Annotated in this window: 30 protein-coding genes and 1 pseudogene; 13 read left to right on the top strand and 18 right to left on the bottom strand. The window is 68.3% G+C overall.

Annotated elements, in window-relative coordinates; genetic code table 11:
• Positions 1-24: 24 nt before the first annotated feature.
• Genes F9288_RS03525 through F9288_RS03515 form a run of 3 tightly spaced genes read left to right on the top strand, consistent with a single transcriptional unit; the run spans position 25 to position 3,139 of the window.
• Positions 25-810, top strand: coding sequence for an SDR family NAD(P)-dependent oxidoreductase (locus F9288_RS03525; protein WP_174835291.1), 786 nt, complete (start codon positions 25-27; stop codon positions 808-810).
• A 10-nt stretch (positions 811-820) separates the two neighbouring features.
• Positions 821-1,918 (top strand): acyl-CoA dehydrogenase family protein, encoded by a 1,098-nt coding sequence (locus F9288_RS03520; RefSeq protein WP_174835290.1) that lies wholly within the window; start codon positions 821-823, stop codon positions 1,916-1,918.
• A gap of 15 nt (positions 1,919-1,933) precedes the next feature.
• Positions 1,934-3,139: an acyl-CoA dehydrogenase family protein gene (locus tag F9288_RS03515; protein WP_174835289.1), complete on the top strand. Its 1,206-nt coding sequence runs from the start codon at positions 1,934-1,936 to the stop codon at positions 3,137-3,139.
• A gap of 401 nt (positions 3,140-3,540) precedes the next feature.
• Here the strand turns inward: F9288_RS03515 and F9288_RS03510 are convergent, their stop codons facing one another.
• Positions 3,541-4,605, bottom strand: coding sequence for a GGDEF domain-containing protein (locus F9288_RS03510; RefSeq protein WP_254621060.1), 1,065 nt, complete (start codon positions 4,603-4,605; stop codon positions 3,541-3,543).
• A gap of 103 nt (positions 4,606-4,708) precedes the next feature.
• Positions 4,709-5,248, bottom strand: a complete 540-nt coding sequence (locus tag F9288_RS03505) for a peroxiredoxin (RefSeq protein ID WP_174835287.1) — start codon at positions 5,246-5,248, stop codon at positions 4,709-4,711.
• Between the two features lie 66 nt (positions 5,249-5,314).
• On the opposite strand from F9288_RS03505, the gene F9288_RS03500 reads away from it, so the two are divergent.
• Complete coding sequence (locus tag F9288_RS03500) at positions 5,315-6,136, top strand: inositol monophosphatase family protein (RefSeq protein WP_174835286.1); 822 nt, start codon at positions 5,315-5,317, stop codon at positions 6,134-6,136.
• A gap of 15 nt (positions 6,137-6,151) precedes the next feature.
• Here F9288_RS03500 and F9288_RS03495 read toward each other — a convergent pair whose 3' ends face one another.
• From F9288_RS03495 to F9288_RS03485, 3 genes are read right to left on the bottom strand one after another with little or no spacing between them, the layout of a single operon-like run.
• Complete coding sequence (locus F9288_RS03495; protein ID WP_254621059.1) at positions 6,152-6,592, bottom strand: ester cyclase; 441 nt, start codon at positions 6,590-6,592, stop codon at positions 6,152-6,154.
• Complete coding sequence (locus tag F9288_RS03490; RefSeq protein ID WP_174835284.1) at positions 6,589-7,035, bottom strand: NUDIX hydrolase; 447 nt, start codon at positions 7,033-7,035, stop codon at positions 6,589-6,591. The genes F9288_RS03495 and F9288_RS03490 overlap by 4 nt, the downstream gene beginning before the upstream one ends.
• Entirely contained in the window at positions 7,032-7,322 is a 291-nt protein-coding gene (locus F9288_RS03485; protein ID WP_174835283.1) for a BolA family transcriptional regulator, read from the bottom strand. The genes F9288_RS03490 and F9288_RS03485 overlap by 4 nt, the downstream gene beginning before the upstream one ends.
• Before the next feature lie 42 nt (positions 7,323-7,364).
• On the opposite strand from F9288_RS03485, the gene F9288_RS03480 reads away from it, so the two are divergent.
• Entirely contained in the window at positions 7,365-7,961 is a 597-nt protein-coding gene (locus tag F9288_RS03480) for a J domain-containing protein (RefSeq protein ID WP_174835282.1), read from the top strand.
• 3 nt (positions 7,962-7,964) lie between these two features.
• Here the strand turns inward: F9288_RS03480 and F9288_RS03475 are convergent, their stop codons facing one another.
• The 8 genes and pseudogenes from F9288_RS03475 to F9288_RS03445 all read right to left on the bottom strand — a co-directional run bounded on the left by F9288_RS03475 (position 7,965) and on the right by F9288_RS03445 (position 12,233).
• A complete protein-coding gene (locus F9288_RS03475; RefSeq protein ID WP_174835281.1) occupies positions 7,965-8,624 on the bottom strand; it encodes a dihydrofolate reductase family protein in 660 nt (219 codons plus the stop codon).
• The gene (locus tag F9288_RS03470; RefSeq protein WP_254621058.1) at positions 8,617-9,099 is read right to left on the bottom strand and encodes an SRPBCC domain-containing protein; all 483 of its coding nucleotides are present in this window, start codon (positions 9,097-9,099) and stop codon (positions 8,617-8,619) included. Before F9288_RS03470 ends, F9288_RS03475 begins: the two co-directional genes overlap by 8 nt.
• Positions 9,096-9,590 carry a VOC family protein gene (locus tag F9288_RS03465; RefSeq protein ID WP_174835280.1) on the bottom strand — a complete coding sequence of 165 codons (495 nt, stop codon included), beginning with the start codon at positions 9,588-9,590 and terminating at the stop codon, positions 9,096-9,098. Before F9288_RS03465 ends, F9288_RS03470 begins: the two co-directional genes overlap by 4 nt.
• Before the next feature lie 12 nt (positions 9,591-9,602).
• The gene (locus F9288_RS03460) at positions 9,603-10,382 is read right to left on the bottom strand and encodes a VOC family protein (protein WP_174835279.1); all 780 of its coding nucleotides are present in this window, start codon (positions 10,380-10,382) and stop codon (positions 9,603-9,605) included.
• Positions 10,383-10,392: 10 nt separating this feature from the next.
• Entirely contained in the window at positions 10,393-10,800 is a 408-nt protein-coding gene (locus F9288_RS22050) for a DUF1428 domain-containing protein (protein ID WP_254621176.1), read from the bottom strand.
• A pseudogene (locus tag F9288_RS22045) lies at positions 10,783-11,112 on the bottom strand (DUF1428 domain-containing protein); the annotation flags it as partial. The gene F9288_RS22050 and the pseudogene F9288_RS22045, both read right to left, overlap by 18 nt.
• Before the next feature lie 11 nt (positions 11,113-11,123).
• Positions 11,124-11,777: a glutathione S-transferase family protein gene (locus F9288_RS03450; RefSeq protein ID WP_174835277.1), complete on the bottom strand. Its 654-nt coding sequence runs from the start codon at positions 11,775-11,777 to the stop codon at positions 11,124-11,126.
• A 30-nt stretch (positions 11,778-11,807) separates the two neighbouring features.
• Positions 11,808-12,233: a VOC family protein gene (locus tag F9288_RS03445; RefSeq protein WP_174835276.1), complete on the bottom strand. Its 426-nt coding sequence runs from the start codon at positions 12,231-12,233 to the stop codon at positions 11,808-11,810.
• An 82-nt stretch (positions 12,234-12,315) separates the two neighbouring features.
• Here F9288_RS03445 and F9288_RS03440 point away from each other — a divergent pair, with 82 nt between their 5' ends.
• Genes F9288_RS03440 through F9288_RS03410 form a run of 7 tightly spaced genes read left to right on the top strand, consistent with a single transcriptional unit; the run spans position 12,316 to position 20,082 of the window.
• On the top strand, positions 12,316-12,999 hold the full coding sequence (locus F9288_RS03440) for a helix-turn-helix domain-containing protein (protein ID WP_254621057.1): 684 nt from the start codon (positions 12,316-12,318) through the stop codon (positions 12,997-12,999).
• Between the two features lie 47 nt (positions 13,000-13,046).
• Positions 13,047-14,051 (top strand): cobaltochelatase subunit CobS, encoded by a 1,005-nt coding sequence (cobS, locus tag F9288_RS03435; RefSeq protein WP_174835274.1) that lies wholly within the window; start codon positions 13,047-13,049, stop codon positions 14,049-14,051.
• Positions 14,052-14,063: 12 nt separating this feature from the next.
• The gene (cobT, locus tag F9288_RS03430) at positions 14,064-15,884 is read left to right on the top strand and encodes a cobaltochelatase subunit CobT (protein WP_174835273.1); all 1,821 of its coding nucleotides are present in this window, start codon (positions 14,064-14,066) and stop codon (positions 15,882-15,884) included.
• On the top strand, positions 15,881-16,147 hold the full coding sequence (locus tag F9288_RS03425; protein ID WP_174835272.1) for a ribbon-helix-helix domain-containing protein: 267 nt from the start codon (positions 15,881-15,883) through the stop codon (positions 16,145-16,147). The genes cobT and F9288_RS03425 overlap by 4 nt, the downstream gene beginning before the upstream one ends.
• 52 nt (positions 16,148-16,199) lie before the next feature.
• Positions 16,200-18,665: a TonB-dependent siderophore receptor gene (locus F9288_RS03420; RefSeq protein ID WP_174835271.1), complete on the top strand. Its 2,466-nt coding sequence runs from the start codon at positions 16,200-16,202 to the stop codon at positions 18,663-18,665.
• 5 nt (positions 18,666-18,670) lie between these two features.
• Complete coding sequence (locus tag F9288_RS03415) at positions 18,671-19,405, top strand: tetratricopeptide repeat protein (protein ID WP_174835270.1); 735 nt, start codon at positions 18,671-18,673, stop codon at positions 19,403-19,405.
• Positions 19,399-20,082: a Fe2+-dependent dioxygenase gene (locus F9288_RS03410; RefSeq protein ID WP_174835269.1), complete on the top strand. Its 684-nt coding sequence runs from the start codon at positions 19,399-19,401 to the stop codon at positions 20,080-20,082. The genes F9288_RS03415 and F9288_RS03410 overlap by 7 nt, the downstream gene beginning before the upstream one ends.
• Positions 20,083-20,099: 17 nt before the next feature.
• On the opposite strand, the gene F9288_RS03405 is transcribed toward F9288_RS03410, so the two are convergent.
• Positions 20,100-20,528, bottom strand: coding sequence for a CBS domain-containing protein (locus F9288_RS03405; protein WP_174835268.1), 429 nt, complete (start codon positions 20,526-20,528; stop codon positions 20,100-20,102).
• Positions 20,529-20,588: 60 nt separating this feature from the next.
• Between F9288_RS03405 and F9288_RS03400 the strand changes: the two genes are divergently transcribed.
• On the top strand, positions 20,589-20,873 hold the full coding sequence (locus tag F9288_RS03400; protein WP_174835267.1) for a hypothetical protein: 285 nt from the start codon (positions 20,589-20,591) through the stop codon (positions 20,871-20,873).
• A 76-nt stretch (positions 20,874-20,949) separates the two neighbouring features.
• Here the strand turns inward: F9288_RS03400 and F9288_RS03395 are convergent, their stop codons facing one another.
• The 4 genes from F9288_RS03395 to hisS form a co-directional block, all read right to left on the bottom strand.
• A complete protein-coding gene (locus tag F9288_RS03395) occupies positions 20,950-21,738 on the bottom strand; it encodes a DUF4167 domain-containing protein (RefSeq protein ID WP_174835266.1) in 789 nt (262 codons plus the stop codon).
• Between the two features lie 265 nt (positions 21,739-22,003).
• Positions 22,004-22,834, bottom strand: a complete 831-nt coding sequence (gene prmC / locus F9288_RS03390) for a peptide chain release factor N(5)-glutamine methyltransferase (RefSeq protein ID WP_254621056.1) — start codon at positions 22,832-22,834, stop codon at positions 22,004-22,006.
• Positions 22,835-22,838: 4 nt separating this feature from the next.
• Complete coding sequence (prfA, locus tag F9288_RS03385; RefSeq protein ID WP_174835264.1) at positions 22,839-23,915, bottom strand: peptide chain release factor 1; 1,077 nt, start codon at positions 23,913-23,915, stop codon at positions 22,839-22,841.
• Positions 23,912-25,213: a histidine--tRNA ligase gene (gene hisS / locus F9288_RS03380; protein ID WP_174835263.1), complete on the bottom strand. Its 1,302-nt coding sequence runs from the start codon at positions 25,211-25,213 to the stop codon at positions 23,912-23,914. The genes prfA and hisS overlap by 4 nt, the downstream gene beginning before the upstream one ends.
• Positions 25,214-25,248 lie beyond the last annotated feature (35 nt).

Here is a 25,248-nt window from a genome sequence, read left to right as displayed (position 1 = left end):
CAACAGGATACAGGAGGGCGATGCGTGAAGCTGGGACCGGATATCGCGGCGATCGTCACCGGCGGGGCTTCCGGCCTCGGCCATGCGACGGCGAGCGCGCTGCGCGCGGCGGGGGTAAAGGTCGCGCTGTTCGACAAGAACGAGGAGATCGGGCCAGAGGCGGCGGCGAGGATCGGCGCGACCTTCTGCGCGGTCGACGTGATGGACCAGGCGTCGGTCGACGCCGGCTTCGCGCAGGCGCGCGCGGCGAACGGGCAGGAGCGCATCCTGGTCAACTGCGCCGGCGGCGGCTTCGGCGCGCACAAGACGGTCGCGCGCTCGAAGGAGACGGGCGAGATCGAGCCATATCCGCTCGACAAATATGTGAAGACGATCGAGCTGAACCTGATCGGCAGCTTCCGCTGCATCGTCGGCGCGGCGGCGGGGATGATGACGCTCGATCCGCTGCCGGACGGTGATCGCGGGGCGATCGTCAACACCGCCAGCGTCGCGGGCGAGGAGGGGCAGATGGGGCAGGTCGCCTACGCCTCCGCCAAGGCCGGGGTGATCGGCATGACGCTGCCGATCGCGCGCGACCTGATGGGCGAGGGAATCCGCGTCAACACGATCCTGCCCGGCATCTTCGACACGCCGCTGCTCGCGCGCGCCAAGCCGCAGGTGAAGGCGGCGCTGGCGGCGATGGTGCCCTTCCCGAAGCGGCTCGGCGCGGCGGAGGAATATGCCGCGCTGGCGCTGGAGATGATCCGCAACGGCTATTTCAACGGCGAGGACGTGCGCCTCGACGGCGCGATCCGGATGCAGCCGCGATAGGAGGCGGGCGATGAACTTCGACTATTCCGACGACCAGAAGATGCTGAAGGACGAAGCGCGCCGCTTCCTCGCCGCGAAATGCGACGCAAAGGTGGTGCGCGGCGTGCTCGATCAAGACGACTGTGCCTACGACGCGGCGTTGTGGAGGGCGGTTGCGGCGCAGGGCTGGCTCGGCACCGCGATCCCGGAGAATTACGGCGGGCTTGGCCTCGGCCATGTCGAGTTATGCGCGCTGGCCGAGGAACTCGGCCGCGCCTGCGCGCCGATCCCGTTCGCCTCGACGGTCTATTTCGTCGCCGAGGCGCTGATGCTGTTCGGTAGCGAGGCACAGAAGGCGAAATGGCTGCCCCGGATCGCCGCCGGCGAGGCGATCGGCGCCTTCGCCACCAGCGAGCGCGCCGGGCCGGTGACGCAGGCCTCACTCCACACGGTCGCGACCGGCGGCACGCTGTCCGGCGAGAAGATCCCGGTGACGGACGGCGACGTGGCGGACCTGATCGTCGTGCTGGCGAAGGACGGGATGTATCTGGTGGAAAAGGGCGCGGGCGTCTCGGCGGAGGTGCTCAGGACGCTCGATCCGACGCGCTCGGCGGCGAAGCTCGTCTTCGATCGCGCTCCGGTGGAGCGGCTGGGCGGGGACGACGGCATCGTCGCGATGCAGGCGGTGTTCGATCGCGCGGCGGTGCTGCTCGCCTTCGAGCAGCTCGGCGGGGCGGACCGGTGCCTCGAGATGGCGAAGGATTATGCGCTGGAGCGTTTCGCCTTCGGGCGCGCGATCGCCGGCTATCAGGCGATCAAGCACAAGCTCGCCGATATCTATGTGAAGAACGAGATCGCGCGCTCCAATGCCTATTACGGCGCCTGGGCGCTCAACAGCGCCGCGCCCGAGCTGCCGCTGGCCGCCGCCACCGCGCGCGTCGCGGCGAGCGAGGCATTCTGGTTCGCGTCGAAGGAGAATATCCAGACGCACGGCGGCATCGGCTTCACCTGGGAGGCCGATCCGCAGCTTTATTACCGGCGCTCGCGGCAGTTGAGCCTCGTCGCCGGCGCGCCCGCGACATGGCGCGAGCGGCTGGTGAGCCAGCTCGAAATGCGCAACGCGGCCTGATCGGGGAGAGGAAAGATGGATTTCAATGACACCCCCGAAGAAGCCGGATATCGCGCCGCCGCCCGCGCGTGGCTGGAAAAGAACGTCGCCGGGCACAAGGCGCTCCCCCACGCCGACGACATGGCCGCCGCGCGAAGCTGGCAGGCGCGCAAGGCGGCGGCCGGCTATGCGCAGATCACCTGGCCGAAGGAATGGGGCGGTGGTGGCGGCACGCCGATCCAGAGCGTGATCTTCGGGCAGGAGGAAGCGAAATTCCCCGTCCAGTACGGCTATTTCACCATCGGCCTCGGCATGTGCGTACCGACCGTGATGGCCTTCGCCGACGACGCCACCAAGCGGCGCTTCGTCGGCCCGGCGCTGCGCGGCGAGGAAATCTGGTCGCAGCTCTTCTCCGAGCCGGCCGGCGGATCGGACGTGGCGGCGATCCGCACCCGCGCGGTGCGTGACGGCGATGACTGGGTGGTCAACGGCCAGAAGGTGTGGACCTCCGGCGCGCATTATTCGGATTACGGCATCGTGCTGGTCCGCACCAATGTCGACGTGCCCAAGCACAAGGGGCTGACGATGTTCTGGCTCGACCTGCGCTCGCCGGGGATCGAGATCAGGCCGATCCACCAGATGTCCGGCGGATCGAACTTCAACGAAATCTATTTCACCGACGTGCGCATCCCGGATTCCCAGCGGCTCGGCGCGGTGGACGACGGGTGGAAGGTCGCGCTAGTCACGCTGATGAACGAGCGGTTGGCGGTGGGCGGCGGCACGGGCGCGTCGCCGAAGGAGATCCTCGCGCTGGCGAAGGGTCTCGATGCGGCGGACGGGCCGCTGATCGCGGACCCCGCCTTCCGGCAGCGTCTCGCCGACTGGTATGTGCAGGCCGAGGGGCTGCGCAATACGCGGATGCGCACGATCACCGCGCTCAGCCGGGGGCAGACGCCTGGGCCGGAAAGTTCGATCGGCAAGATCATCGCCGCCAACCAGCTACAGGACCTCGGCAATGCGGCGGTGGAGGCGGAGGGCCAGTACGGGATCATCGCCGATCCCGCGCTGCTGCCGCTCAAGGGCCTGTTCCAGACGGCGGTGATGAACGCGCCCGGCCTGCGCATCGCGGGCGGGACCGACGAGATACTGAAGAACATCATCGCCGAGCGCGTGCTCGGTTTGCCCGGCGAGATCCGCGTCGACAAGGACGCCGCGTTCAGGGACCTGCCGGTGGGGCGTTGAGGAAGATCAGGCGATCACGCTGACGGCGTTGACGTAGATCAGCAGCGCGGCGGTGGCGAAGGAGGCGAAGCCGAGGGCGAGGGGACGGTACATCTTTCTGTCTCTCCGATGAGGCGGGGCGTGCCGATCAGGCGATCGGCACGACGGGAACGGCGGCGCTGACCATCAGCGCGGCGACGAACAGCGCGCCGACGAGGCTCAGGGCATAGTGGCGGGCGGTGGTGAAACGGTCGGTCATGGCTTTTGCTTTCCTGCTTGCCGCCGAGGAATTCGACGGTCGATGCCAACAGGATTGCAGGAGCCGTGCCAGTTTTATAAATTGTCTAAAATCAATTCGTTGTGGAAATCACTCCGCGATAGATGGTGAGATGCGCCACGCTTAATCGGCGCTGAACGCCAACTTAAGGCGCGATTTCCACTCGATCCCGGCCGGCGCGCTTGGCGGCATACAGGGCGGCGTCCGCGCGGGCCATGCCGGCCTCCTGCCGTTCGGCCGCGAAGATGCGCGCGATCCCGGCGGAGATGGTGATCGTGCCGATGAACGCATCGGTGGAGCGCAACCGCAGCCGCCGGCTCGCCACCGCGGCGCGCGCGCGCTCGACCAGCACGCGGGCCTCGTCCAGCTCGACGCCGACGAACAATATGCCGAATTCCTCCCCGCCCAGCCGCGCGACGAGGTGGCCTTCGCATTCGGTGGCGAGCGTATGGCCGATCGTCTTGAGCACGCGATCGCCGACGGCATGGCCGAAATCGTCGTTGACCCGCTTGAAGTGATCGACGTCGCACACCGCGACCACCGCTGAGGTGCCCGGCATGAGCGCGGCATAGGCTTCGTCGAACGCGCGACGGTTGGCCAGTTCGGTCAGCGGATCGAGCCGCGCATTCCCGCGCGCGATGGCGAGCGCGGAGCGCAACTCCTCGGTCTCGCGGGTCGCCACTTCCAGCCGCGCCTCGACCTGCCGGACGCGCTCCAGCATCGCGCCGGTCAGCCGCGCGATTTCGTCGATCCCCTCGCCCAGCGTGTCCTTGCGCATCGCCGCCGCGCTGGCGGCTATGTCGCGGCCGAAGCCCTTCGCCTCGACATGGATGGCGCGAACCGTATCGGCGAACCCGTCGACCTGCGCCTGCGTCTTGGCGATCAGCGCGGCGGCGTCGGCCTGCTCCTCAGGCGTGGGGAGCGAGGGTGCGACTCGCGGCGACTCGCCCGAATATTCCACCGCCGGCCCGGTCACCGCCTCGCCGCCCAGCGACACGATATCGTCGCGTGACAGCCGCACGCCGCCGTCGGTAATCGCCGCGACCGCGCGCGCCAGCTCTCCCTCTGGATCGCTAAGAACGTGATAGGAAAAGGAATAATGCGCCGGCTCGGGGCTGAGTCGATGCTCGGCGAGGAATATCCCGATCCGTTCGAACAGCCCTGGCGGCGCGCTGCCATCCTGTACCTGCCGCGCAGCAATGAACTCCACCGTCACCATCCCTCTGGCGTGCGGCGGCCGCGATTTGCCGGCCGCTGCGTGCGTTGTTCAAAAGGCTGGTATCGGCAAAGGACTAAGAACTTGTGACCAGATGTTAGCGTGTCTTAAGCTTTCGCACCGCTTCCAGTGTTGATGTAATATGTTCCGCAGGGCTCATGTCACTGTGGACGAAGACGATTTTGCCGCTGCGATCGATGACGTAACTGGTGCGGTTGGTAACTTGCCGGCCATTGATCGCGCGCGGCAGCGATACGTCATAGCCTTGCACGATGTTCGGCCCGGCGCTGGCCACCGCGAACTTGCCGGCGCATTCGGCGGAGGAAAATTTCTGCAGGTCCTCGACGGTATCGGCGGACATGCCGATCACCGTCGCCCCCGCCGCGCGGAATTCGTCGACCTTCTCGGCGAAGGCGCGCGCCTCGGCGTTGCAGCCAGGCGTGAAGGCGGCCGGGAAGAAATAGAGCACGACCGGCCCATGGCGCAGCTTCTCCGCGAGGCTGATGCGCACCACCTTGCCGGCGATCGCGCCGCGCGTGGTGAAATCGGGTGCCTTGGCGCCCGGCGCGAGCGTGGCGGCGGCGGGAGCGGCGAGCGCCACGGCGGCGGTGGCGGCGAACAGCGGGAGCAGGCGCATGACGAGGTCTCCTTGCGTATGCGCCGATCCTAGCGCGATCGCGCCGGGTGCGATAGGCGCGTGGCCATGCCGATCCGCCAAGCAGATATCGACCTTGCGCTCCGTCTCGCCGATGCGGCGGGGGAGGCGATCCGTCCCTATTTCCGCGCCGAACATGGCGTGGAGATCAAGGCGGACCATTCCCCCGTCACCCTCGCCGATCGCGCGGCCGAGGCGGCGATGCGCCGCATCCTCGATGCCGAGCGTTCGGGCGACGGGATCGTCGGCGAGGAATATGGCGTCAAGGAGGGCGTCAGCGGCCGCCAATGGGTGCTCGATCCGATCGACGGCACGCGCAGCTTCACCGCCGGCCGCGCGATCTTCGGCACGCTGATCGCGCTGGTCGAGGAGGGCTGGCCGATGCTCGGCATCATCGACCAGCCGGTGCAGCGCGAGCGCTGGCTCGGCGCGGCGGGGCGGCCGACGACGCTCAACGCGCGCGAGATCCGCACGCGGCCCTGCGCGACGCTGGAGGGGGCGCTGCTCGCCACGACCAGCCCGCACGCCTTCACCGGAGAGGAAGCGGACGGCTTCCTCGCGCTGGTCGCGGCGGTGTCGGGCGGCCATGCGCGGCAGGGGCCGATCTATGGCGGCGACTGCTACAATTACGGGCTGCTCGCGGCGGGACAGCTCGATCTGGTGTGCGAGGCGGGGCTGGCGCTCTACGACTTCGCCGCGCTGGTGCCGGTGGTGGAGGGCGCGGGCGGGCGGATGTGCGACTGGAACGGCGACCCGCTGACCTCGGCGAGCGGCGGGCAGGTGCTGGCGATCGGCGATCCGGCGCGGACCGACGAGGTGCTGGAGGCGCTGCACGGCCACGCGCATGGGGACGGCCACGATCACCATTGAGCGGCATAATGCGGCTTACCGGCTGGCTGTGAGGTTCCGCTGAAGTTGCTGATAGACGCCGAGCCGATCGGTGATCTGCCAGTGGCCGGTCAACCGATCCGCATCGTCGAAAAAGTAGATCGTCGCGCCGGACATGTGGATCGGCTTGCCGGTGGCCGGAAAGCCGGGGAGATCGCCCACATGGGTTCCGGCCCATAGCCAGGTCATTGCGACGCCGCCGCCATCGGCCAACATCTCCTGGACATCGAATTGCTGATCCGGGAATGCCGCGCGCGATAGCCTGACGCGATCCTTGAAGCCCGCCGGATCGAGCGTCATGCCTTCCCACGGGTCGCCCGGATCGTGGACGACGGTATAGGCGCCCGCAAGATATCCGTCCGCCGCATCCAGTTTCCCCTCGTTCCAGACGAGTTCGATGAAGCGCTTCAGGCGCGTCTTGCGCGAAAGGGCGTTCACGAACAAACCCGATCCGTCGCCTCCAGCATCGCGACGATATCCGCCGGATAGATCGTTTCCGGCCAGCCCGCGATCTCCTCGCGCGCGAACCAGCGCCATTGCGTCATCACCCGCCGCTCCAGCGCGGTGTGGCGCGACGAATCCACCGCCGCCCCGTCGATATCGACGCGGAACCAGCGTTCGTCGGCGACCACCTCGACCCGCTCGATGGTGAGGAACTCGACGGTGCGCTGCGCCACTTCCGGGCCGGGATCGGCGTGGATGCCGGTTTCCTCCAGCAATTCGCGGCGCGCGGCTGCGGCGTGGCTCTCGCCCGGATCGACCGCGCCGCCCGGCGTGCACCAGAAGGGCGGCCGCTCGTCAGCGGTATCGAAGCGGAACAGCAGCACGCGGCCCGCCGCGTCGACCAGCAGGATGCGCGCGGCGGGGCGCTCGGCCCTCACGCCGCTTCCCCCGGCGCGACGGCGCGGATGGCGAGCGCGTGGACGTGATCGCGCAGCAGCTCGGCCAGCGCCTGGTTGACCAGCCGCTGTCGCTGGACGCGCGACCGGCCGGCGAAGGCGGCGCTCTCCACGACGACGCGGAAATGGCTCTCGCCCGATCCGTCGTCGCCCATATGGCCGCGATGCTGCGCGCTTTCGTTGATCACGTCGAGGCGCGTGGGGGCGAGCGCGGCGGTGAGCCGGGCGGCGATTTCCCGGGCGATCGGGCCGGTGGCGATGTCGGTCATCGTCCCTATATAGCGGGCTTTTCCGTGAAAGGCTCGGGACAGGTGCGCGAAAGGAAGGAACGACCGAACACGCGCTTTCACGGGCGGGTCGCGGGCGATCGCCCCTGCGCCGCGCCGGGCTGCGCCGAGGCGGGCGAGTTCCGCGCGCCGCCGCTCGACGGCGCGGCGGGCGGCTATGATGGACCACCCGCCTTCCGCTGGTTCTGCCTCGATCATGTCCGCGCCTTCAACGCGGGCTATAATTATTTCGAGGGCATGAGCGCCGAGGAGATCCACGCCGCGCAGCGCCCGATCGCCGGATGGGAGCGCGAGGCGCGGGCCTTCGCGCGCGCCGGCACCGATGCCGGCCCGCGCTGGGCGGATTTCGTCGATCCGCTCGACGCGATCAGCGCGCGCTTCCGCCGCGAGAGCGCGCCCGAGCGCAAGGACGGCAAGCCGCTGTCCGGGCAGGACCGCGCCAGCCTGAAGGTGCTGGGGCTGGAGCCGGATGCCGATCGCACCGCGCTGCGCCGCCGCTATTCGGAGCTGGTCCGCCGCTACCATCCCGATCGCAACGGCGGCGACCGCAGCCATGAGAACACGCTGGCGAAGGTGATCGCGGCCTATCAGCAATTGCGGCAGGCGCCGGCCTTCGCCTGAAGATCATCCCTCGCGCTTCATCCGTTCCCGCCGCGCCTTCTCGCCTCCGCTCGGCTCGCTGAGCTGGAAGTCGCCGATCGGCACCGCGCCGGCCGGTTCATAGGTCGCGATCGTCACGCCGGTCGTCGACACCCGATGCTCGACGAGCCTAAGCGCGAAAGGCGGGGTGCCGGGGCCGAACAGCCGCTTGCCCGCGCCGAGCACCACAGGGAAGGTCATCAGGAACAGCCGGTCGACCAGCCCCGCCGCGAACAGCGCGGGATACAGGGTGCTGCTGCCCTGGATCAGCAGGTCCGGCCCGTCGGACGCCTTGACCGCCGCGATCTCATCTATGCTGCCGACGCGGCGGCTGTTCCGCCATTCCAGCGGTTCGTCGCCGCGCGTCGCGACGAACTTGGTCACGCCGTCGAACAGCGCCCCCATCGGATCGCCCGACCCGACATAGGGCCAGTGCGCGGCGAATATCTCCCATGTCTTGCGCCCGAGCAGCAGGTCGAACGGGCCGTCGAACACGCCGCCCATCGCCTGCCCCATCATCTCGTCCCACAGGCACGCCGACCAGCCGCCGAGCGTGAAGCCGCCGGTCCAGTCCTCGCCCGGTCCGCCCGGCGCCTGCATCACGCCGTCGAGCGACTGGAACACGCCGCCGACGAGCTTACGCATCGGCCGCCTCGGTCAGGCGGCGCGCCACCTCCGCAAGCTGGTCGGCGCAGATGCCCCAGCCCTCGGCGAAGCCCATCTCGTCATGCGCTTTCGTGTCGGCGGCGTTCCAGTGGCGCGCGCTGGCGCGATAGGCGGTGCGGCCATCGGGCGCGTCGGCGAGCGTGAACATGCCGACGATCGCCACCGGCCGGGCCGCCTGCGGCGCCCAGCCTTCGCCGAGCGCGTTGGTGAAGACGATCCGCTCGCCCGGCACCACTTCCAGCAACATGCCGTCGCCGCCGTGCACCTCGCCCTCCGGCCCGTGCATCGCGAGATGGAAGCGCCCGCCCGAGCGCCATTCGAGCGCGACGATCTCCGTCGCCCACGGGCGCGGGCACCACCATTCGGCGAGATGATCGGTCATCGCCCGCCACACGGCAGCGCGCGGCGCATCGATGACGCGCTCGATCGCCAGTTCGCAAGCATCGCCGCTCACGCCGGAAGCTCCTCGCCGCGCCGCGCGCGCTCGATCGCGGCGATGTCGATCTTGCGCATCGTCATCATCGCCTCGAACACGCGCTTCGACACTGCCGGATCGGGATCGCTCATCGCGTCCATCAGCACGCGCGGCGTGATCTGCCACGAATAGCCCCAGCGGTCCTTACACCAGCCGCACGCGCTTTCCGCGCCGCCCTCGCCGACGATCGCGTTCCAGTAGCGGTCGGTCTCCTCCTGCGTCTCGGTATAGACCAGGAAGCTGACCGCCTCGTTCGGCTTGAAGTTCGGCCCGCCGTTCAGCCCCATGAACGGCTGGCCGAGCACCGTGAACAGCACGGTCAACTCGCTGCCCTTCGTCCCGCCGGGGAAATCGGACGGCGCGTTGCTTGCCTGCTCGACATGGCTGTCGGGGAAGGTGCGGGCATAGAATTCCGCCGCCTTGCGGGCTTCGCCGTGGTCGAACCACAGGCAGGTGCGCATCTTGATCATGGTTCCTCTCCGTTACTTGCGCGGGCCGACGAGGCCGATCCGGAAGCCGTGCGCGTCGGATATGTTGGCGGAATAGTCGCCGCCGGGAATCGGATCGGGGCCTTGCATCAACGCGCCCTGATGCGCCCTGGCCGCTTCGATCGCGGCGTCGATGTCGGGGACGTTGACGTACCAGTTCCACCGCGCGGGCGCGCCGCTCAGGCTGCTCGACATCACCGCGCCGGGGCGGAAATCCGCGCCTTTGCCGATGAAGGCATAGTCGCCCATCTCGCCCATCGGCATCGCGCCGGCCTTCTCCCAGCCGAACATCGCGCCATAGAAGGCGAAGGCGCCGTCCGGGTCCGGCGTCGCCAGCTCGACCCACACGCCATGCCCGAACGCTCCCGGCGCGGCGGCGAACGCGCGCGAGCCTTCGGGGTCGGCGCCGGTCAGCAGGTTGAAGCCGATGCCCTGGGGATCGGCCACGGCGGCGAATCGGCCGACGTGCGGGATGTCCATCGGCCCGAAATGGACCGCGCCGCCCAGTTCCTTCACCCGCGCGGCGGCCGCGTCGACGTCCGCCACGCCGAAATAGACCCCCCAGCCGACGGACGCAGACGCGCCCGGCGGCGGCGCCATCAGCCCGGCGATCCGCTCGCCGTCCGGGGCGGTGGCGATGCGATAGCCGCCATGCTCCGCCATCGCGGATAGCGCGATCGCCCAGCCGGCGACATGTCTGTAGAAATCCAGCGATCCGTCCGGGTCGGGTGTCGTCAGCTCGAACCAGACCGGCGTGCCTTCCATGTTGCCCATCGTCGCTCTCCTAGGCTCGGCGGGTGTCGAAGATCGGCGCGAAGCCGCCGAAGATCGCGAGCTGGCCGTTCCACGGCGGCGGATTGTCGCGCATCCGGCCGTCCTGCATCAGCGCGGCCATGCCGGCGTCGCGCGTCGCCTTGTCGGGCCATTCGATCCAGCCGAACACCACCGTCTCGCCCGCCGGGGCCTGCACCGCGCGGCGGAAATCGGTGACCTTGCCGTCCGGCACGTCCGCCCCCCAGCCGTCCACCGCGCGCGTCGCGCCATGTTCCTGGAAGATCGCGCCGATCGCTCGCGCGCTGTCGATGAAGGCGCCGCGCTCGCCGTCCGGCACGGAGGCGACGATGCCGTCGACATAGCCGAACGGCCGCTCGCCGCCGCTATCGTAATCCACGTCATAGCCGGCGTAGATCATCCGCTGCATGTCGAACGGAATCGGGCCGTCCGGCTCCATCCTCTTGTCGTTCATGATGCTTTCGGTCGCCTTGTCGCAGGTCGCGCGGTCGGGCCATTCGATCCATGAGAAGACGACATTCTCGTCATCCGCGGCGTTCACCGCCTTGCGGAAATCGGTGCGCGTGCCGTTCATCACGTCGTCGCCCCAGCATTCCACATGGCGGATCGCGCCATATTCGGCGAATGCCGGCGCGGCCTTGGCGGCGGCGGCGATATAGGCGTCGCGGTCGGCGTGTTTCACCGGCACGACGAATCCCTGGAAGTAACGCATGATTCTGCTCCTCAGGCGGCTGCGGGCCGATCGAAGGTGGCGAGATGGTCGGCCATCGCCTTGCGGTGCGCCGGCCGCGCCTCGCCGCGCGCGACATAGGCGGCGAGGCGCGGGAAGCGATCGAGCACGCCTGTCCCGCGCAATTGCCCGAGCACCGACACCATCATCAGGTCGCCGATGGTGAACTCGTCGCCCTCGAGCCACTGCCTGTCGCCGAGCGCGGTCTCGAGATCGGCGAGCCGGCCGTCGAGGTCCGCCACCACCTTGTCGTGCCGCGTCGCGGACCACGGCTGGTCGGCCTCGAACAGGTCGTTGACCGCCAGCGCCGCCACCCACGGCTCGACCGAGTTGAGCGCGGCGACCAGCCACTGGATCGCCCGCGCCCGCGCGACCGGATCGGCGGGGATCAGCTTCCCCGCCTTCTCGCAGATATGCAGCACGATCGCGCCGGATTCGAACATCTCCAGCGCGCCGTCGCGATACGCCGGCACCTGCCCGAACGGCTGGAGCCGGCGATGCTCCGGCCCCTTGGCGTCGGCGATTAGCACCGTCTCATAGGGCTGGCCGACCTCCTCGCAGGCCCAGCGCGGGCGGATATCGCGGACGAAACCGCGCGCGAACTCCGGCACCCAGCCGAAGGTGATGATCTGGGGTTTGTCCGGCATCTCTCTCGTCCTCGTTATTCGTATGACGTGTCAGCCGTGGGCCGGCGCGAGCGCCTGTTCGGCCGCCGCCATGTTCATCCAGAACGGGCCGAAGCCGTGGCCGTCGAGATCCTCGAACGCGCGGCTGTACATATAATCCTCGTTCTCCGGATCGTGCAGCTCGCGCCCGCCGGCGGCGAGCGCCGCTTCGGTGATCGCGTCGACCGCGTCGCGGCTGTCGAACGACAATGCGATCAGCGCGCCGCTGCTCGTCTTCGCGTCGATGATCTTCTTGTCGGTGAAGGTGGAATAGAAGGAATGGTCGAGCAGCATGAACGCGATCGTGTCCGACCATTCCATCGCCGACGCCCGCTCGTTCGAGAACATCGGATTCTTCGTCATCCCGATCGCCTCGTAGAACGCGGTCGATTTCGCGACATCGGCCACCGGCAGGTTCACGAAGATCATTTTTGCCATTGGAAACCTCTCCATTTTCGAATCGGGTGCTTGCGATGGGTGCGCTTTAAAGTTATAAAAAGCAACCATGAAGTTAGAAAAAGTGACTAAACGAAGCGGGACGACGACGAAGCGTTGGTATGACGACGCCTGCGGCACGGCGTTGGCGATGGAGCTGGTCGGCGAGCGCTGGGCGCTGCTGATCGTGCGCGAGCTGATGTTCGGCGCGCGTCGCTTCGGGGAACTGAAGGCGTCGCTCACCGGGATCAGCGCGAATGTATTGACGCAGCGGCTGGAGGGGCTTGAGAAGGCGCATATCCTGAAGCGCCGCAAGCTGCCGCCGCCCGCCAACGTGCAGGTCTATGAGCTGACCAGTTGGGGCTATCAGGCGGAGGACGCGATCAAGGTGCTTGGCGCATGGGCGGCGCGCTCGCCGGAGCATGACCGGACGTTGCCGCTGTCCGCCGCCTCGATGATGCTGTCGCTGCGCACGATGATCGACGCGGAGAAGGCGCGCGCGCTGCCGCCGATGACGGTCGGCTTCGCCTTCGGCCCCGAATCGTTCGTCGCGCGGCTGGCGGACGGCGCGCTGCCGATCGTGCGCGGGGAGGGCGAAACCGACGCGCATTTCGCCACCACCGCGCGATTCATGGCCAATATCGTCTATGGCAAATGGCCGATCGAGGCGGCCGAGGCGGAGGGCGCTTTGGTGTTCATCGGCGACCGCGACAAGGCGCGCGCCTTCATCGACCTGTTCGCGCTTCCGCCCAAGGCAGAGGTTGAATAACGGGGGCCGCCGCGCCTAAGGCGTGTGCGAGATTCCGCGAGGCGCGCATGACCGATATTCCGAACACCCAGCCCGACAGCCGCGAGACGACGATCCTCGACGCGCCAGACAAGGTCGTCAGCGTCCGCGAGATGTTCGGCATCGACAGCGACATGCAATGCCCCGCGTTCAGCGAGGCGGACGAGCGCGTGCCCGATCTCGACCCCGCCTATGTGTTCGATCCCGATACCACGCTGGCGGTGCTCGCGGGCTTCGCGCACAACCGCCGCGTGATGGTGCAGGGCTATCACGGCACCGGCAAGTCGACGCATATCGAGCAGGTGGCGGCGCGCCTCAAATGGCCGTGCATCCGCATCAATCTCGACGCGCATATCAGCCGCATCGACCTCGTCGGCCGCGACGCGATCGTGCTGCGCGACGGCCAGCAGGTGACGGAATTCCGCGAGGGCCTGCTGCCCTGGGCGCTCCAGACGCCGACCGCGCTGGTGTTCGACGAATATGACGCCGGCCGCCCCGACGTGATGTTCGTGATCCAGCGCGTACTGGAGACGGAGGGCAAGCTCACCCTGCTCGACCAGAATCGCGTGATCCGCCCGAACCCGTATTTCCGGTTGTTCGCCACCGCCAACACGGTCGGCCTCGGCGACACGAGCGGCCTCTATCACGGCACGCAGCAGATCAACCAGGGCCAGATGGACCGCTGGAACATCGTCGTCACCTTGAACTACCTGCCGGCGGCGACCGAGGCGCAGATCGTGCTCGCCAAGTCCGGCGAATACGACAAGCCGGAGGGCAAGAAGGTGGTCGAGGACATGGTCCGCGTCGCCGACCTGACCCGCAAGGGCTTCATCAACGGCGATATCTCCACCGTGATGTCGCCGCGCACCGTCATCACCTGGGCGCAGAACGCCTTGATCTTCAAGGACGTCGGCTTCGCCTTCCGCCTCTCCTTCCTCAACAAGTGCGACGAGGCGGAACGGCCGCTGGTGGCGGAATATTACCAGCGCGTGTTCGGCAAGGACCTGCCCGAAAGCGTGGTGGGGAAAGCCTGACCGGCGCGGGCGATGGCTGAACGCACCCCGCTCGACCTGTTCAAGGAGGTGCTCGGCGGCACGGCGCGCGCGCTGGCCGACGAGCCGGAGGTGGAGCTTGCCTTCACCGCCGACGCGCCGGCGCAGTCGGGCAAGCATCTCAAGGTGCCGATGCCCGCGCGCGCGCTGCCGGCGGAGCAGGTGGCGGAGGCGCGCGGCTTCGCGGACAGCTTCGCGCTGCGCCTCAGGCACCACGATCCGGCGATGCATCTGCGCGCCGCGCCGCACGAGGCGGTGGCGCGCGCGGTGTTCGACGCGGTGGAGAATGCCCGCGTCGAGGCGCTCGGCAGCCGGGGCTATGCCGGCATCGCCGACAATCTAGCGACCGCGCTCGACGTGAAGCTCCGGTCCGACCCGATCACCCGCGCCCGCACGCGCGAGGAGGTGCCGCTGTCCACCGCGCTCGGCCTGCTCGTGCGCGAGCGGCTGACCGGGCGCGAATCGCCGGCGATCGCCGCGCCGGGCCTCGCCCTGGTGCGCGAGTGGATCGACGAGAAGGCGGGGGCGGACCTCGATTCGCTCGCGCTGGCGCTCGACGACCAGCGCGCCTTCCAGGGCCTCGCGCGCAAGCTGCTCGAAGACCTCGACCTGACGCAGGGCGACGAACTGCCCGAGGACAGCGAGAGCGACGACGAGGGCGCCGACGATCAGGAGAATGACGAGAAGGGCGATCAGGACGAGGACGGCGAGGGGCAGGGCGAGGCGCAGGCGGAGGCGCGCGGCGAGCAAAGCGACGCCGAGAGCGAGGACGGCGAAGGCCAGGAAATGGGCGACGACGTCCAGGACATGGACGGCGAGCCGGGCGACGAAGGCGAGGAGGGGATGCAGCCGGTGCGCCCCAACCGTCCCTTCGCCGATCTCTCCCCGCAATTCGACTATCGCGTCTGGACCACCGATTTCGACGAGGTGATCGCCGCGACCGACCTGTGCGACGCGGACGAGCTGGTGCGGCTGCGCGCCTATCTCGACCAGCAGCTCGTCCACCTGCAATCGGTCGTGTCGAAGCTCGCCAACCGGCTCCAGCGCCGGCTGATGGCGCAGCAGAGCCGCTCGTGGGACTTCGATCAGGAGGAAGGGCTGCTCGACGCGGCGCGACTGGCGCGCGTGGTGGTCAGCCCGGACATGTCGCTGTCGTACAAGATCGAGCGCGACACCGAGTTCCGTGACACGGTGGTGACGCTGCTGATCGACAATTCCGGCTCGATGCGCGGGCGGCCGATCTCGATCGCGGCGATCTCCGCCGACATCCTCGCGCGCACGCTGGAGCGCTGCGGGGTCAAGACCGAGATTCTCGGCTTCACGACGCGGGCGTGGAAGGGCGGGCAGAGCCGTGAGGCGTGGCTCGCCGCCGGCCGTCCGCCGCAGCCGGGGCGGCTCAACGATATCCGCCACATCGTCTATAAAAAGGCCGACGAGCCGTGGCGCCGCGCGCGCACCTCGCTCGGGCTGATGATGCGCGAGGGGCTGCTCAAGGAGAATATCGACGGCGAGGCGCTGATGTGGGCGCACGCGCGGCTGGTCGCGCGGCCCGAGGAGCGGCGCATCTTGATGGTGATATCGGATGGCGCGCCGGTCGACGATTCGACGCTCAGCGTCAATTCCGGCTCCTATCTCGAACGGCACCTGCGGCAGGTGATCGACTGGATCGAGAAGCGCTCGCCGGTCGAGCTGGTGGCGATCGGCATCGGCCATGACGTGACGCGCTATTACAGCCGCGCGGTGACGATCATGGATGTCGACCAGCTTGGCGGCACGATCATCGAGCAACTCGCCGCGCTGTTCGACACGCCGTGATCGACGCGCCCGCCGGGGGCTTCGTCGGCCCGGTCAAGCGATCGATCACCATCGCCGGGCACCAGACCTCGGTGAGCCTGGAGCCTATCTTCTGGCACGCGCTGGAGAAGGCCGCGGCGACGCGCGCGCTGCCGCTCAGCGCATTGGTGGCGGAGATCGATGCGCTGCGCATCGTCCAGCCCGATCCGCCCAATCTTGCCAGCGCATTGCGCTGCTGGCTGTTCGATACATTTTGCGACGATGATGAGAATATTTCGCAATAGCGTTGACTATGCGAACCACTCTCAATAGCGGGATGCCCGAAAGGGGATTTTCGTGTCGAACAAGTCCAAGTCATTTCTGGCGCTGTCGTGCGTCGGGTTCATCGCCAGCGCCCCCGTGGCCGTGGCCGCGCCGGCCGGCGGCGCCGATGCGCCGGAAGCCGATGGCGATGCCGTCCGGCATTCCGACGTGGTCGTGACCGGCGAGCGCGAGCGCCGCGACGCCAATCCGAAATTCATCGCCCCGCCGGTCGATACGCCGCGCTCGATCGTGGTGCTGCCGGCGGAGACGATCGAGCAGACCGGTTCCGCGACGCTCGCCGATGCGCTGCGCACCGTCCCCGGCATCACCTTCGGCGCGGCCGAGGGCGGCAACCCGATCGGCGACCGCCCTTTCATCCGCGGCTTCGACAGCCAGGGCTCGACCTATGTCGACGGCGTGCGCGATTTCGCGTCGCAGAGCCGCGAGGTGTTCGCGGTGGATTCGATCCAGATCATCCGTGGCTCGGACACCACGCTCGGCGGGCGCGGCAATGCCGGCGGCACGATCAACATCATCTCCAAGACGCCGCAGAAGGAGAGCTTCGCCCGCGCCACCGCGAGCTACGGCACGGCCGACTACAAGCGCTTCACGGCGGATGTGAACCAGCGCGTCTCCGACATGATCGCGGTGCGCGTCGAGGGCATGTTCCACGATCAGGACGTCGCCGGCCGCGACGCGATCTGGCAGCGCCGCTGGGGCGTCGCGCCGTCGATCACGATCGGCGTGGATTCGCCGACCCGGCTGACGATCGGCTATTATCATATGCACAGTAACGAGTTGCCGGATTCCGGCATCCCGTATCTCTACACGATCGGCAATGTCCCCAGGACGGGCTATGTCCTGTCGGAGCCGGCAATTGGCCATGTCACCACCGCCAACGGCCAGTCGGGCTATGTCGATCGCTCGACCTTCTACGGGCTCAAGGATCGCGATTTCCGCGATACCGACATCGATCAGGCGACGATCCGCGCGGAGCATGACTTCGGCGGCATCACGTTGCGCAACACCTCGCGTTTCACCCACAATTGGCAGGCGTACATCTTCCTGCTGCCGGACGATTCGCAGGGCAACGTCTATAACACCGGGCAGGTGTGGCGGCGGGCCAACACGCGTTATGGTTATGCGGATTCGATCGTCAATCAGACCGACTTGTTCGGCAAGTTCGACACCGGCGCGATCAAGCACAGCTTCGCGATCGGCGCCGAGCTGGCGTGGGAGAAGGCGCGGCGCGGCGCGTTCGTGACGCGCGGCTTCGTCAACTCCTCGGGCAGCGAACTGCTTTCGACTGGTGGCACGATTTCCCCGCGTTGCAACCCGACGACCGTGTCGCGCTATTATTGCACGAGCATCTTCAACCCGAATCCAAACGATCCGTGGGTGAATTATGCGAGCGATACATCCACCACGCCGGCGCCGATCTCGCGTACCCAGCCGATCGCCGAGACGCAGAACGATGCCAATACGATCGGTATCTACGGCTTCGACTCGATCACGCTCGCCGAGCCGCTGATCCTGAACCTCGGCCTGCGCTATGACCGCTTCCATTCGCGCGTCCGGCCTGGCCAGCCGCTCACCGCGACGCAGGCGATCCAGTTCGAACGCACCGACGAATTGTTCAACTGGCAGGCAGGCCTGGTTTTCAAGCCGACGCACAACACGAGCCTGTATGCCAGCTACGCCACCGCCGCGACGCCGCCGAACAGCCTGCTCGGCGAGGGGTCGGAAGGCAACGCGCTGCCGACCACCACTGCGGCCGCCAGCGTGCTCGACGCGCTGAAGCCGGAAAAGACCAAATCCTATGAGGTCGGGGCCAAGGCGGACCTGCTCGGCGGCCGGCTGAGCCTCTCCGCCGCGGCGTTCCAGACCGACACGGACAATGCCCGCGTCACCGGCGACGACAATACCGTCCAGTTCATCGGCAAGCGCCGCATCCGCGGCGTCGAGCTGAGCGTCAACGGCACGATCCTGCCGGGCTGGACGATCTTCGGTGGCTATACGCACCTCGATCCGAAAATCGTCGATGGCGGCTTCAGCTCGCTCAGCGTGGCCGCGAACGGCCCGGCGAAGGCGACGACAGTGCTGGTCCCATCGGTCAACAATGGCAAGCAGGCGCCGCAGACGGCGAAGGACAGCGTCTCGCTGTGGACCAACGTCACTCTGTTCAGTCGGCTCCAGATCGGCGGCGGCGTCTTCTATTTCAGCCGCGTTTTCGGTGGCTACGCCGACAACCGCAGCGCCTCGCAGGACACCAGCGGCAACATCACCGTGAAGCCCGCGACGACGGTGCTGGCGCGCTCGGTGCCGGGCTATACGCGGTTCGATGCGCGGCTCGGCTATGATATCACCGAGCGGGTGAACCTCAGCGTCAACGTCCAGAATCTGACCGACAAGACCTATTTCTCCCAGGCCTATGCATCGCATTATGCGACGATCGCGCCGGGCCGGTCGGCGTTCGCCACGCTGTCGGTGCGTTACTGACGCGGGTGGGCGAGACCGCGTCCCTGACGCGCGAGGAAATCGCCGCGCGCCTCTCCGGTCCGCCGGAGGAGCGCGCGGCGTTCCTGCTTCGGCTCGCCGAGGAAGGCGTGGCGGATGCGCAGGCATTGTTCGGCCAGCTCCTGCTCGACGGCAACGGCGTGGCGCGTGACGAGCGCGCCGCGTTCCACTGGTTCGAGCGTGCCGCTCGGCAGCATCATGCGATGGCGCTCAACATGGTCGGGCGCTGCTACGATCTCGGTTGGGGCGTCGCGGTGGACAAGGCGCGCGCGGCGGAATGCTTCCGCGTCGCGGCGGCGCGCGGGCTGCCTGAGGCGCAATATAATTACGCCACGGCGCTGGCGCTCGGTGTCGGCGTGGCGGAGGACAAGCCCGCCGCGCTCGCGTTGTTCGAGCAGGCGGCGGCGGCCGGCTATGCCAAGGCGATCAACCATGTCGGCAGTTTCGCCGAAGACGGTTGGGTGGCCCCGCGCGACATGGCCAAGGCGGCCGATTGCTATGCCCGCGCGGCCGGGGGCGGCGATTTTCGCGGCTGCTTCAATCACGCGCGGATGCTGGCGGAAGCGGGCGATCTGGAGGAGGCACTGGCGTGGCTGCGCCGCGCGGGCGAGCTTGGCAACGAACGGTTCGTCGCCAAGGCGCTGGCGTGGCTGGCGGCGAGCGACGTCCCCGGCTTCGCGACTCGCGGCGTGGCCGCGCTGAAGGAAGGTGCAGGATGCTGATCGCGATCTCCGATGTGCTCGACGCGGGCGGCGTGGCGCGGTTGCGCGCGCTGATCGATGCCGCCGAATGGATCGACGGCAACGCGACCTCCGGCCCGCAATCCGCGCTCGCCAAGCGCAACCAGCAGCTCGCGGAGGAAAGCGCCGCCGCGCGCGAGGCGGGGAACATCGTGCTCGACGCGCTGGCCCGCTCCCCGCTGTTCGTTGCCGCCGCGCTGCCGCTCAAGGTCTATCCGCCGCTGTTCAATCGCTATGAGGGCGGGGAGACGTTCGGCCAGCATGTCGACAATGCCGTGCGCATCCGGCGCGGCAGCGATTTCCGCATCCGCAGCGATCTTTCGGCCACCCTGTTCCTCGCCGACCCCGACAGCTACGACGGCGGCGAACTGGTGATCGAGGGGCAGTTCGGCGAGCAGAGCGTCAAGCTGCCCGCCGGGCATATGGTGCTCTATCCCGCCTCCAGCCTGCATCGTGTGTCGCCGGTGACGCGCGGCGCGCGGATCGCGTCATTCTTCTGGATCCAGTCGATGGTGCGCGACGAGGGCGCGCGCCGCATCCTGTTCGAGCTGGATCAGTCGGTGCAGTCGATCGGGCAGGATCGCGGACAGGACGATGCCGAGGTGATCCGGCTGACCGGCGTCTATCACAACCTGCTGCGCCGCTGGGCGGACGTCTGAGCGGCAACGGCCAAATCCTAGGCCTGCTGGATATATTCCCGCATCGCCGCCGCGTCGGCCTCGATCTTCTCGATGCGGTATTTCACCAGATCGCCGATCGAGACGATGCCGATGACGCGCCCGTCCTCCACCACCGGCAGGTGGCGTATCCGCCGCCGCGTCATCAGCGAGAGCGCGGCGAGCACCGGCTCGGCGAGGGCGACGGTATGTGCCGGCGCGGTCATCGTCTCGGATACCGGGCGTTGCAGCGTCGCGGTGTCGCCGTCGCGCAGCCCGTGGATCACGTCGCGCTCGGAAAAGACGCCGACCACCGCGCCACCGTCGATCACCGGGACGGCGCCGATCCGGTGCTTCGCGAGCAGCGCGATCGCCTCCGCCACCGTCTGCGTCGGGCTGACGTAGATCACGTCCCGCCCCTTGTTGCCGAGGATCGCCGCGATCGTCATCGTCCGTCTCCTGCCATGTCGGGCTGGCAGCGTCTCACTTTTCCGGGCTAATGGCAAAGGATGAACGAGCATAAATCCGGGCTGGACGACCCCGAATCCGCACGCTTCGCCTGGGCGCGCTTCCGCCGCATCCTGATGTGGATGGGGCTGGCGGGCGTGATCGCGGCGATCGTCTCGGTCTGGGCGCTCGGGCGGATCTACGGCACGCTCGGCTGGGTCGCGACGCTGGCGACGATCGGCGGCGTCGTAGGCACCGTGCTGATGGCCGGCGCGCTGATGGGCCTCGCTTTCCTCAGCTCCGGCACCGGGCATGACGAGGCGGTGGACGATCGCGACCGGCGCTGACCGGCGTGGACTGGATAAGCAAAAGGGCCGGTTCCATCTGCGAGGAACCGGCCCTTTTCGTCGATCCCGCAATGGATCAGTTCGCGCCGGCTTCCGCGCCGACCGTGCGGCGGCGGCGGGTGCGCGGCTTTGGTGCCTCGACCGGCTCGCCCTCGCTGGCGACCACACCCTCTGGCGGCACCGCGCCGAGCGACGGCGGCAGGCGATCGGCGCCGAGCGCTTCGACCTGCTCGGTCTCCGGCAGCGGATTGCGGCGCGGACGGCCACGACGCGGGCGTGGCGCCTCGACCGGGGCGCTGTCGGCGCTTTCCTCCGCCACGGCCGGGGCGGGCGCTTCCTCACGCGCCGGCTCGGCGGCTATAGGGGCTGGCGCCTCGTCGCGGCGATCATAGCGGCGCTCGCGTCCATTGCGCTCCTCGCGACCTGCGCGTTCCTCGCGACCGGCACGTTCCTCGCGCCCGTTGCGCTCCTCGCGCCAGGCGCGTTCCTCGCGGCGGCCCTCGTCGCCGCGCGACGGCTGCTCGTCGGCGCGGATGGGATCGTTGAAATCGCCGAAATCGTCGCCATCGTCGAAATCGTCGCGCGGGCGGCGATCGCGGCTCTGCTCCTCGAAACGACCGCGCTGGTCCGCGAGGACCCGGAAATAATGATCGGCGAACTGGAGATAATATTCGGTGTTGACGCGGTCGCCGGAAAGCTGGGCGTCGCGCGCCATGTTCTTGTATTTCTCAAGAAGCTGGGCCGCATTGCCGCGCGCGCGGCTGTCGATCCGATTGCCGCTGTCGCGCTGCCCCTGCCCACCACCGGGCGAACGCTGCCCACCACCGCGACCGCGACGGCGGCCGTTCTGACGATTGTTGATCAAATTACTGTCCTCGTCCTCGAACCCAAATGGCCCCAATCCCGAAACCGGCGCCGGACTTCCCGGTGCGACATTCCCGGCCCGGTATGACGCGAATCGTCGCGCGAACCGGACCTGCCAAGGCCGCCGGACTACAGCGGCTTATGACGAAGAGCGGGCAACCTGCCCTTTTTCAACTACTTGGAGTTGATATGGCGTGCCCCTGCCGGCCTCTTAGCGGTTGTGCGGGGTTTCTCAAAGCGAAATGTGCGAATTTCAACTGTCAGTTTCAAGACGTGACGACGAGGCAACGGTCGCGACCGGCAAGATCGCGGCGCAATGCGACGGCCAGGCCGGCGGCGCGGAACAGCGCGGCGGCGCTCTCTTGCTGGTCGTGCCCGATCTCGATGCACGCCACGCCGTCGGGGGCGATCTGCCGTCCGAGCAAAGCGGCGATTATCCGATAGTCGTCCAGCCCGTCCGGCCCGGCGAACAGCGCGGAGGCTGGCTCATATTCCACCACCTCGGGCGGCAGCGCGGCGCCGGTGGCGATATAGGGCGGATTGCACAGGATCAGGTCGAACGCCTCCCCGGTGCCTTCCCAGCCGCCCGCCGCGATCGTCGCGCGGCCGGGAGCGATGCGCACGGCATTGTCGCGCGCGATTGTCAGCGCGGCCGGAGAGGCATCCAGCCCCACGCCGCTCGCACCGGGCCATTGATCGAGCGCGGCGAGCAGCAGCGCGCCCGAGCCGGTGCCGAGATCGAGCACGCGCCTCGGCCCGGCCGTGCCCGCGAAATGCGCGACCGCCGCCTCGATCAACGTCTCGCTGTCGGCGCGCGGGATCAACGCGCCGGGCGCGACGCGGAGGTCGATCGTCCAGAAGGCGCGCGTGCCGGTGATATAGGCGATTGGCTCATGCGCCGCCCGGCGCTCCACCAGCGCGGCGAAGGCGGGCGGGGCGGTGTGGTCGGCCAGCGTCAGCAGCAGCCGCTCGCGCGTGATGCCGAGCGCGTGAGCGAGCAGCAGCTCCGCATCGAGCCGCGGGGTGGCGGAGAAGGTGAAGCGCGCGGCGGCATCGGCCAGTGCGTCGCGGGCGTCGGACCGGGGCGGCGATCCCACCGGCCTACGCCGCGTCGAGGGAAGCAAGCCGTTCCGCCTCATCCTCCGCGATCAGCGCGCCGATCAGCTCGCCCATGTCGCCCGCCAGTATTTCCGGCAGGCGATGCAGCGTCAGGTTGATGCGGTGGTCGGTCACGCGGCCCTGCGGGAAATTATAGGTGCGGATGCGCTCCGAACGGTCGCCCGTTCCGACCATCGACTTGCGCGCGCCGGCCCGCTCGGCATGGAGTCGCTCGCGCTCCATCTCGTAGAGGCGGGTGCGCAGCACCTTCATCGCCTTGGCCTTGTTCTTGTGCTGCGATTTCTCGTCCTGCTGGATCACGGTGAGGCCGGTCGGAATATGGACGATGCGCACCGCCGAATCGGTGGTGTTGACCGACTGGCCGCCCGGCCCGGACGAGCGATAGATGTCGATGCGCAAATCCTTGTCGTCGATCTGCACGTCCACCTCCTCCGCCTCCGGCAGCACCGCGACGGTGGCGGCGGAGGTGTGGATGCGCCCGCCGCTCTCGGTGACCGGGACACGCTGGACGCGGTGGACGCCGCTCTCGAACTTGAGCTTGGCGAACACGCCCTGCCCGGTGACGGAGGCTACCACCTCCTTGAATCCGCCGACCTCGCTTTCGGAGGCCGAGATCAGCTCGACCCGCCAGCCCTGTGTCTCGGCGTAGCGTTGGTACATGCGGAACAGGTCGCCGGCGAACAGCGCCGCCTCGTCGCCGCCGGTGCCGGCGCGCACCTCCAGCATCGCGGACCGCTGGTCGGCGGCGTCGCGCGGCAGCAGGGCGAGCGCGAGCCTGCGGTCGGCCGTTTCCAGCGCGGTCTTGTTCTCGCGCAATTCCTCCTCGGCCATCGCGCGCAATTCGGCATCGGCGTCGCCGGTCATATGCGCGAGGCTCTCCGCTTCCTGCCGCAGCCGGCGAACCTCCGCGGCGGCGGCGGCGACCGGCTCAAGCTCGGCATATTCCTTCGACACCTGCACGAAACGGTCGCCCGACAGGTCGCCGGTCGCCATCAGCGCAGCGAGTTCGTCGCGCCGCGCCTCGATCTGCCGGATGCGGTCGAGCGAGATGGCGGTCATTTCCGTCGCAGCAGAACGAAGTTGCCCGTGCCGGCGATCTGTTCGACCTCGAACCGAACGTTCAGCGCTCGCTCAACACGGTCTCTAACTGGTTCGCCGGGATTCAAGTCGCGAATGCGCACATTCGCGATTGTCGAAGCATCTGCGGCGCGCTCCACGTTCAACGCCCGGATTGATCCTGACCGCTTCGCGCGCTCATATCGTTTGTTGTACTTGCCCTCGAACGAAGCCTGCGACCGAATACCTTCGGCTCGAAGGAGTGTTAGCAATTCAGTCGCCAGAGCGTCGAATCCCGCCCCATCTGGGAGCACGGTCAATTCGGCGGTTTCTGCCGCCGGCTCCGCCAGCAGCATCGCCAGCCGCTCGACCCCCGCCGCCCAGCCGACGCCCGCCGTCGCCGGGCCGCCGAGATTCTCGACCAGCCCGTCATAGCGCCCGCCGCCGAGCACCGTGCCCTGCGCGCCGAGCCGGTCGGTGACGAATTCGAACGCGGTGTGGCGATAATAGTCCAGCCCGCGCACCAGCCGCGCGTTGCGCGTCCACGCCACGCCCGCCGCATCCAGCCCGCGCGTCACGCTCTCGAAGAAGGCGCCGGCCTCGGTGGTCATGAAATCGTCGATGCCGGGGGCGGCGTCGGCGATCGGGCGGTCGCGCGGGTCCTTCGAATCGAGGATGCGCAGCGGATTCTTGTCGAGCCGCGCCACGCTATCCTCGGACAGATCGCCGCGATGCCGCTCGAAATGCGCGACCAAGGCATCGCGCCATGCGTCGCGTGTCGCCGCGTCGCCGAGCGTGTTGAGCTGCAACGTCACGTCGTCGGCAATGCCAAGCTCGTGGAGCAACTGGTCGGCGAGGCACAGCAATTCCACGTCGGCGGAAGGCTCCGGCGCGCCGAGTATCTCCGCGTCGATCTGGTGGAACTGGCGATAGCGCCCCTTCTGCGGCCGCTCGTAGCGAAACACCGCGCCGGAGGTGGCGAGCTTGAGCGGCGCGAACTGCTGCCACCCCTCGGTGATATAGGCGCGCGCGATGCCGGCGGTGAACTCCGGCCGCAGCGTCAGCGAATCCCCGCCCTTGTCGGGGAAGGTGTACATCTCCTTGGAGACGACATCGGTGGTCTCGCCGATCGAGCGGGCGAACACCTCGGTCGCCTCGAACACGGGCACGTCGACGCGGCCGAAGCAATAGAGCCGGCGCACGCGATCGAACGTGTCGAGCACGGTGGCGAAGCGGCGCTGTTCCGCGCCGAAGATGTCCTGCGTGCCGCGGACGCGATTGGGGGTCTGGATACGGGCCATGATGAAGGGCGGCTATCTATGCGAGGAACGCGCGC

Origin of the sequence: Sphingomonas sp. CL5.1 (assembly GCF_013344685.1) — a bacterium.
In the GTDB taxonomy this organism is placed as follows: Bacteria; Pseudomonadota; Alphaproteobacteria; order Sphingomonadales; family Sphingomonadaceae; genus Sphingomonas.
Note: the sequence above shows the minus strand (reverse complement) of the source record. Positions and strands in the feature narration are given on the sequence as shown.

What these genes read in the sequence shown, in the direction of transcription:
- F9288_RS22050 (WP_254621176.1), bottom strand. Translation starts at nt 10,800, where the DNA reads ATGATCTACGCCGGCTATGACGTGGATTACGATAGCGGCGGCGAGCGG.
- hisS (WP_174835263.1), bottom strand. Translation starts at nt 25,213, where the DNA reads ATGGCCCGTATCCAGACCCCCAATCGCGTCCGCGGCACGCAGGACATC.
- prfA (WP_174835264.1), bottom strand. Translation starts at nt 23,915, where the DNA reads ATGACCGCCATCTCGCTCGACCGCATCCGGCAGATCGAGGCGCGGCGC.
- F9288_RS03465 (WP_174835280.1), bottom strand. Translation starts at nt 9,590, where the DNA reads ATGATCAAGATGCGCACCTGCCTGTGGTTCGACCACGGCGAAGCCCGC.
- F9288_RS03500 (WP_174835286.1), top strand. Translation starts at nt 5,315, where the DNA reads ATGCCGATCCGCCAAGCAGATATCGACCTTGCGCTCCGTCTCGCCGAT.
- F9288_RS03475 (WP_174835281.1), bottom strand. Translation starts at nt 8,624, where the DNA reads ATGCGTAAGCTCGTCGGCGGCGTGTTCCAGTCGCTCGACGGCGTGATG.
- F9288_RS03505 (WP_174835287.1), bottom strand. Translation starts at nt 5,248, where the DNA reads ATGCGCCTGCTCCCGCTGTTCGCCGCCACCGCCGCCGTGGCGCTCGCC.
- F9288_RS03445 (WP_174835276.1), bottom strand. Translation starts at nt 12,233, where the DNA reads ATGGCAAAAATGATCTTCGTGAACCTGCCGGTGGCCGATGTCGCGAAA.
- F9288_RS03460 (WP_174835279.1), bottom strand. Translation starts at nt 10,382, where the DNA reads ATGGGCAACATGGAAGGCACGCCGGTCTGGTTCGAGCTGACGACACCC.
- cobT (WP_174835273.1), top strand. Translation starts at nt 14,064, where the DNA reads ATGGCTGAACGCACCCCGCTCGACCTGTTCAAGGAGGTGCTCGGCGGC.
- F9288_RS03450 (WP_174835277.1), bottom strand. Translation starts at nt 11,777, where the DNA reads ATGCCGGACAAACCCCAGATCATCACCTTCGGCTGGGTGCCGGAGTTC.
- F9288_RS03400 (WP_174835267.1), top strand. Translation starts at nt 20,589, where the DNA reads ATGAACGAGCATAAATCCGGGCTGGACGACCCCGAATCCGCACGCTTC.
- cobS (WP_174835274.1), top strand. Translation starts at nt 13,047, where the DNA reads ATGACCGATATTCCGAACACCCAGCCCGACAGCCGCGAGACGACGATC.
- F9288_RS03410 (WP_174835269.1), top strand. Translation starts at nt 19,399, where the DNA reads ATGCTGATCGCGATCTCCGATGTGCTCGACGCGGGCGGCGTGGCGCGG.
- F9288_RS03520 (WP_174835290.1), top strand. Translation starts at nt 821, where the DNA reads ATGAACTTCGACTATTCCGACGACCAGAAGATGCTGAAGGACGAAGCG.
- F9288_RS03405 (WP_174835268.1), bottom strand. Translation starts at nt 20,528, where the DNA reads ATGACGATCGCGGCGATCCTCGGCAACAAGGGGCGGGACGTGATCTAC.
- F9288_RS03515 (WP_174835289.1), top strand. Translation starts at nt 1,934, where the DNA reads ATGGATTTCAATGACACCCCCGAAGAAGCCGGATATCGCGCCGCCGCC.
- F9288_RS03485 (WP_174835283.1), bottom strand. Translation starts at nt 7,322, where the DNA reads ATGACCGACATCGCCACCGGCCCGATCGCCCGGGAAATCGCCGCCCGG.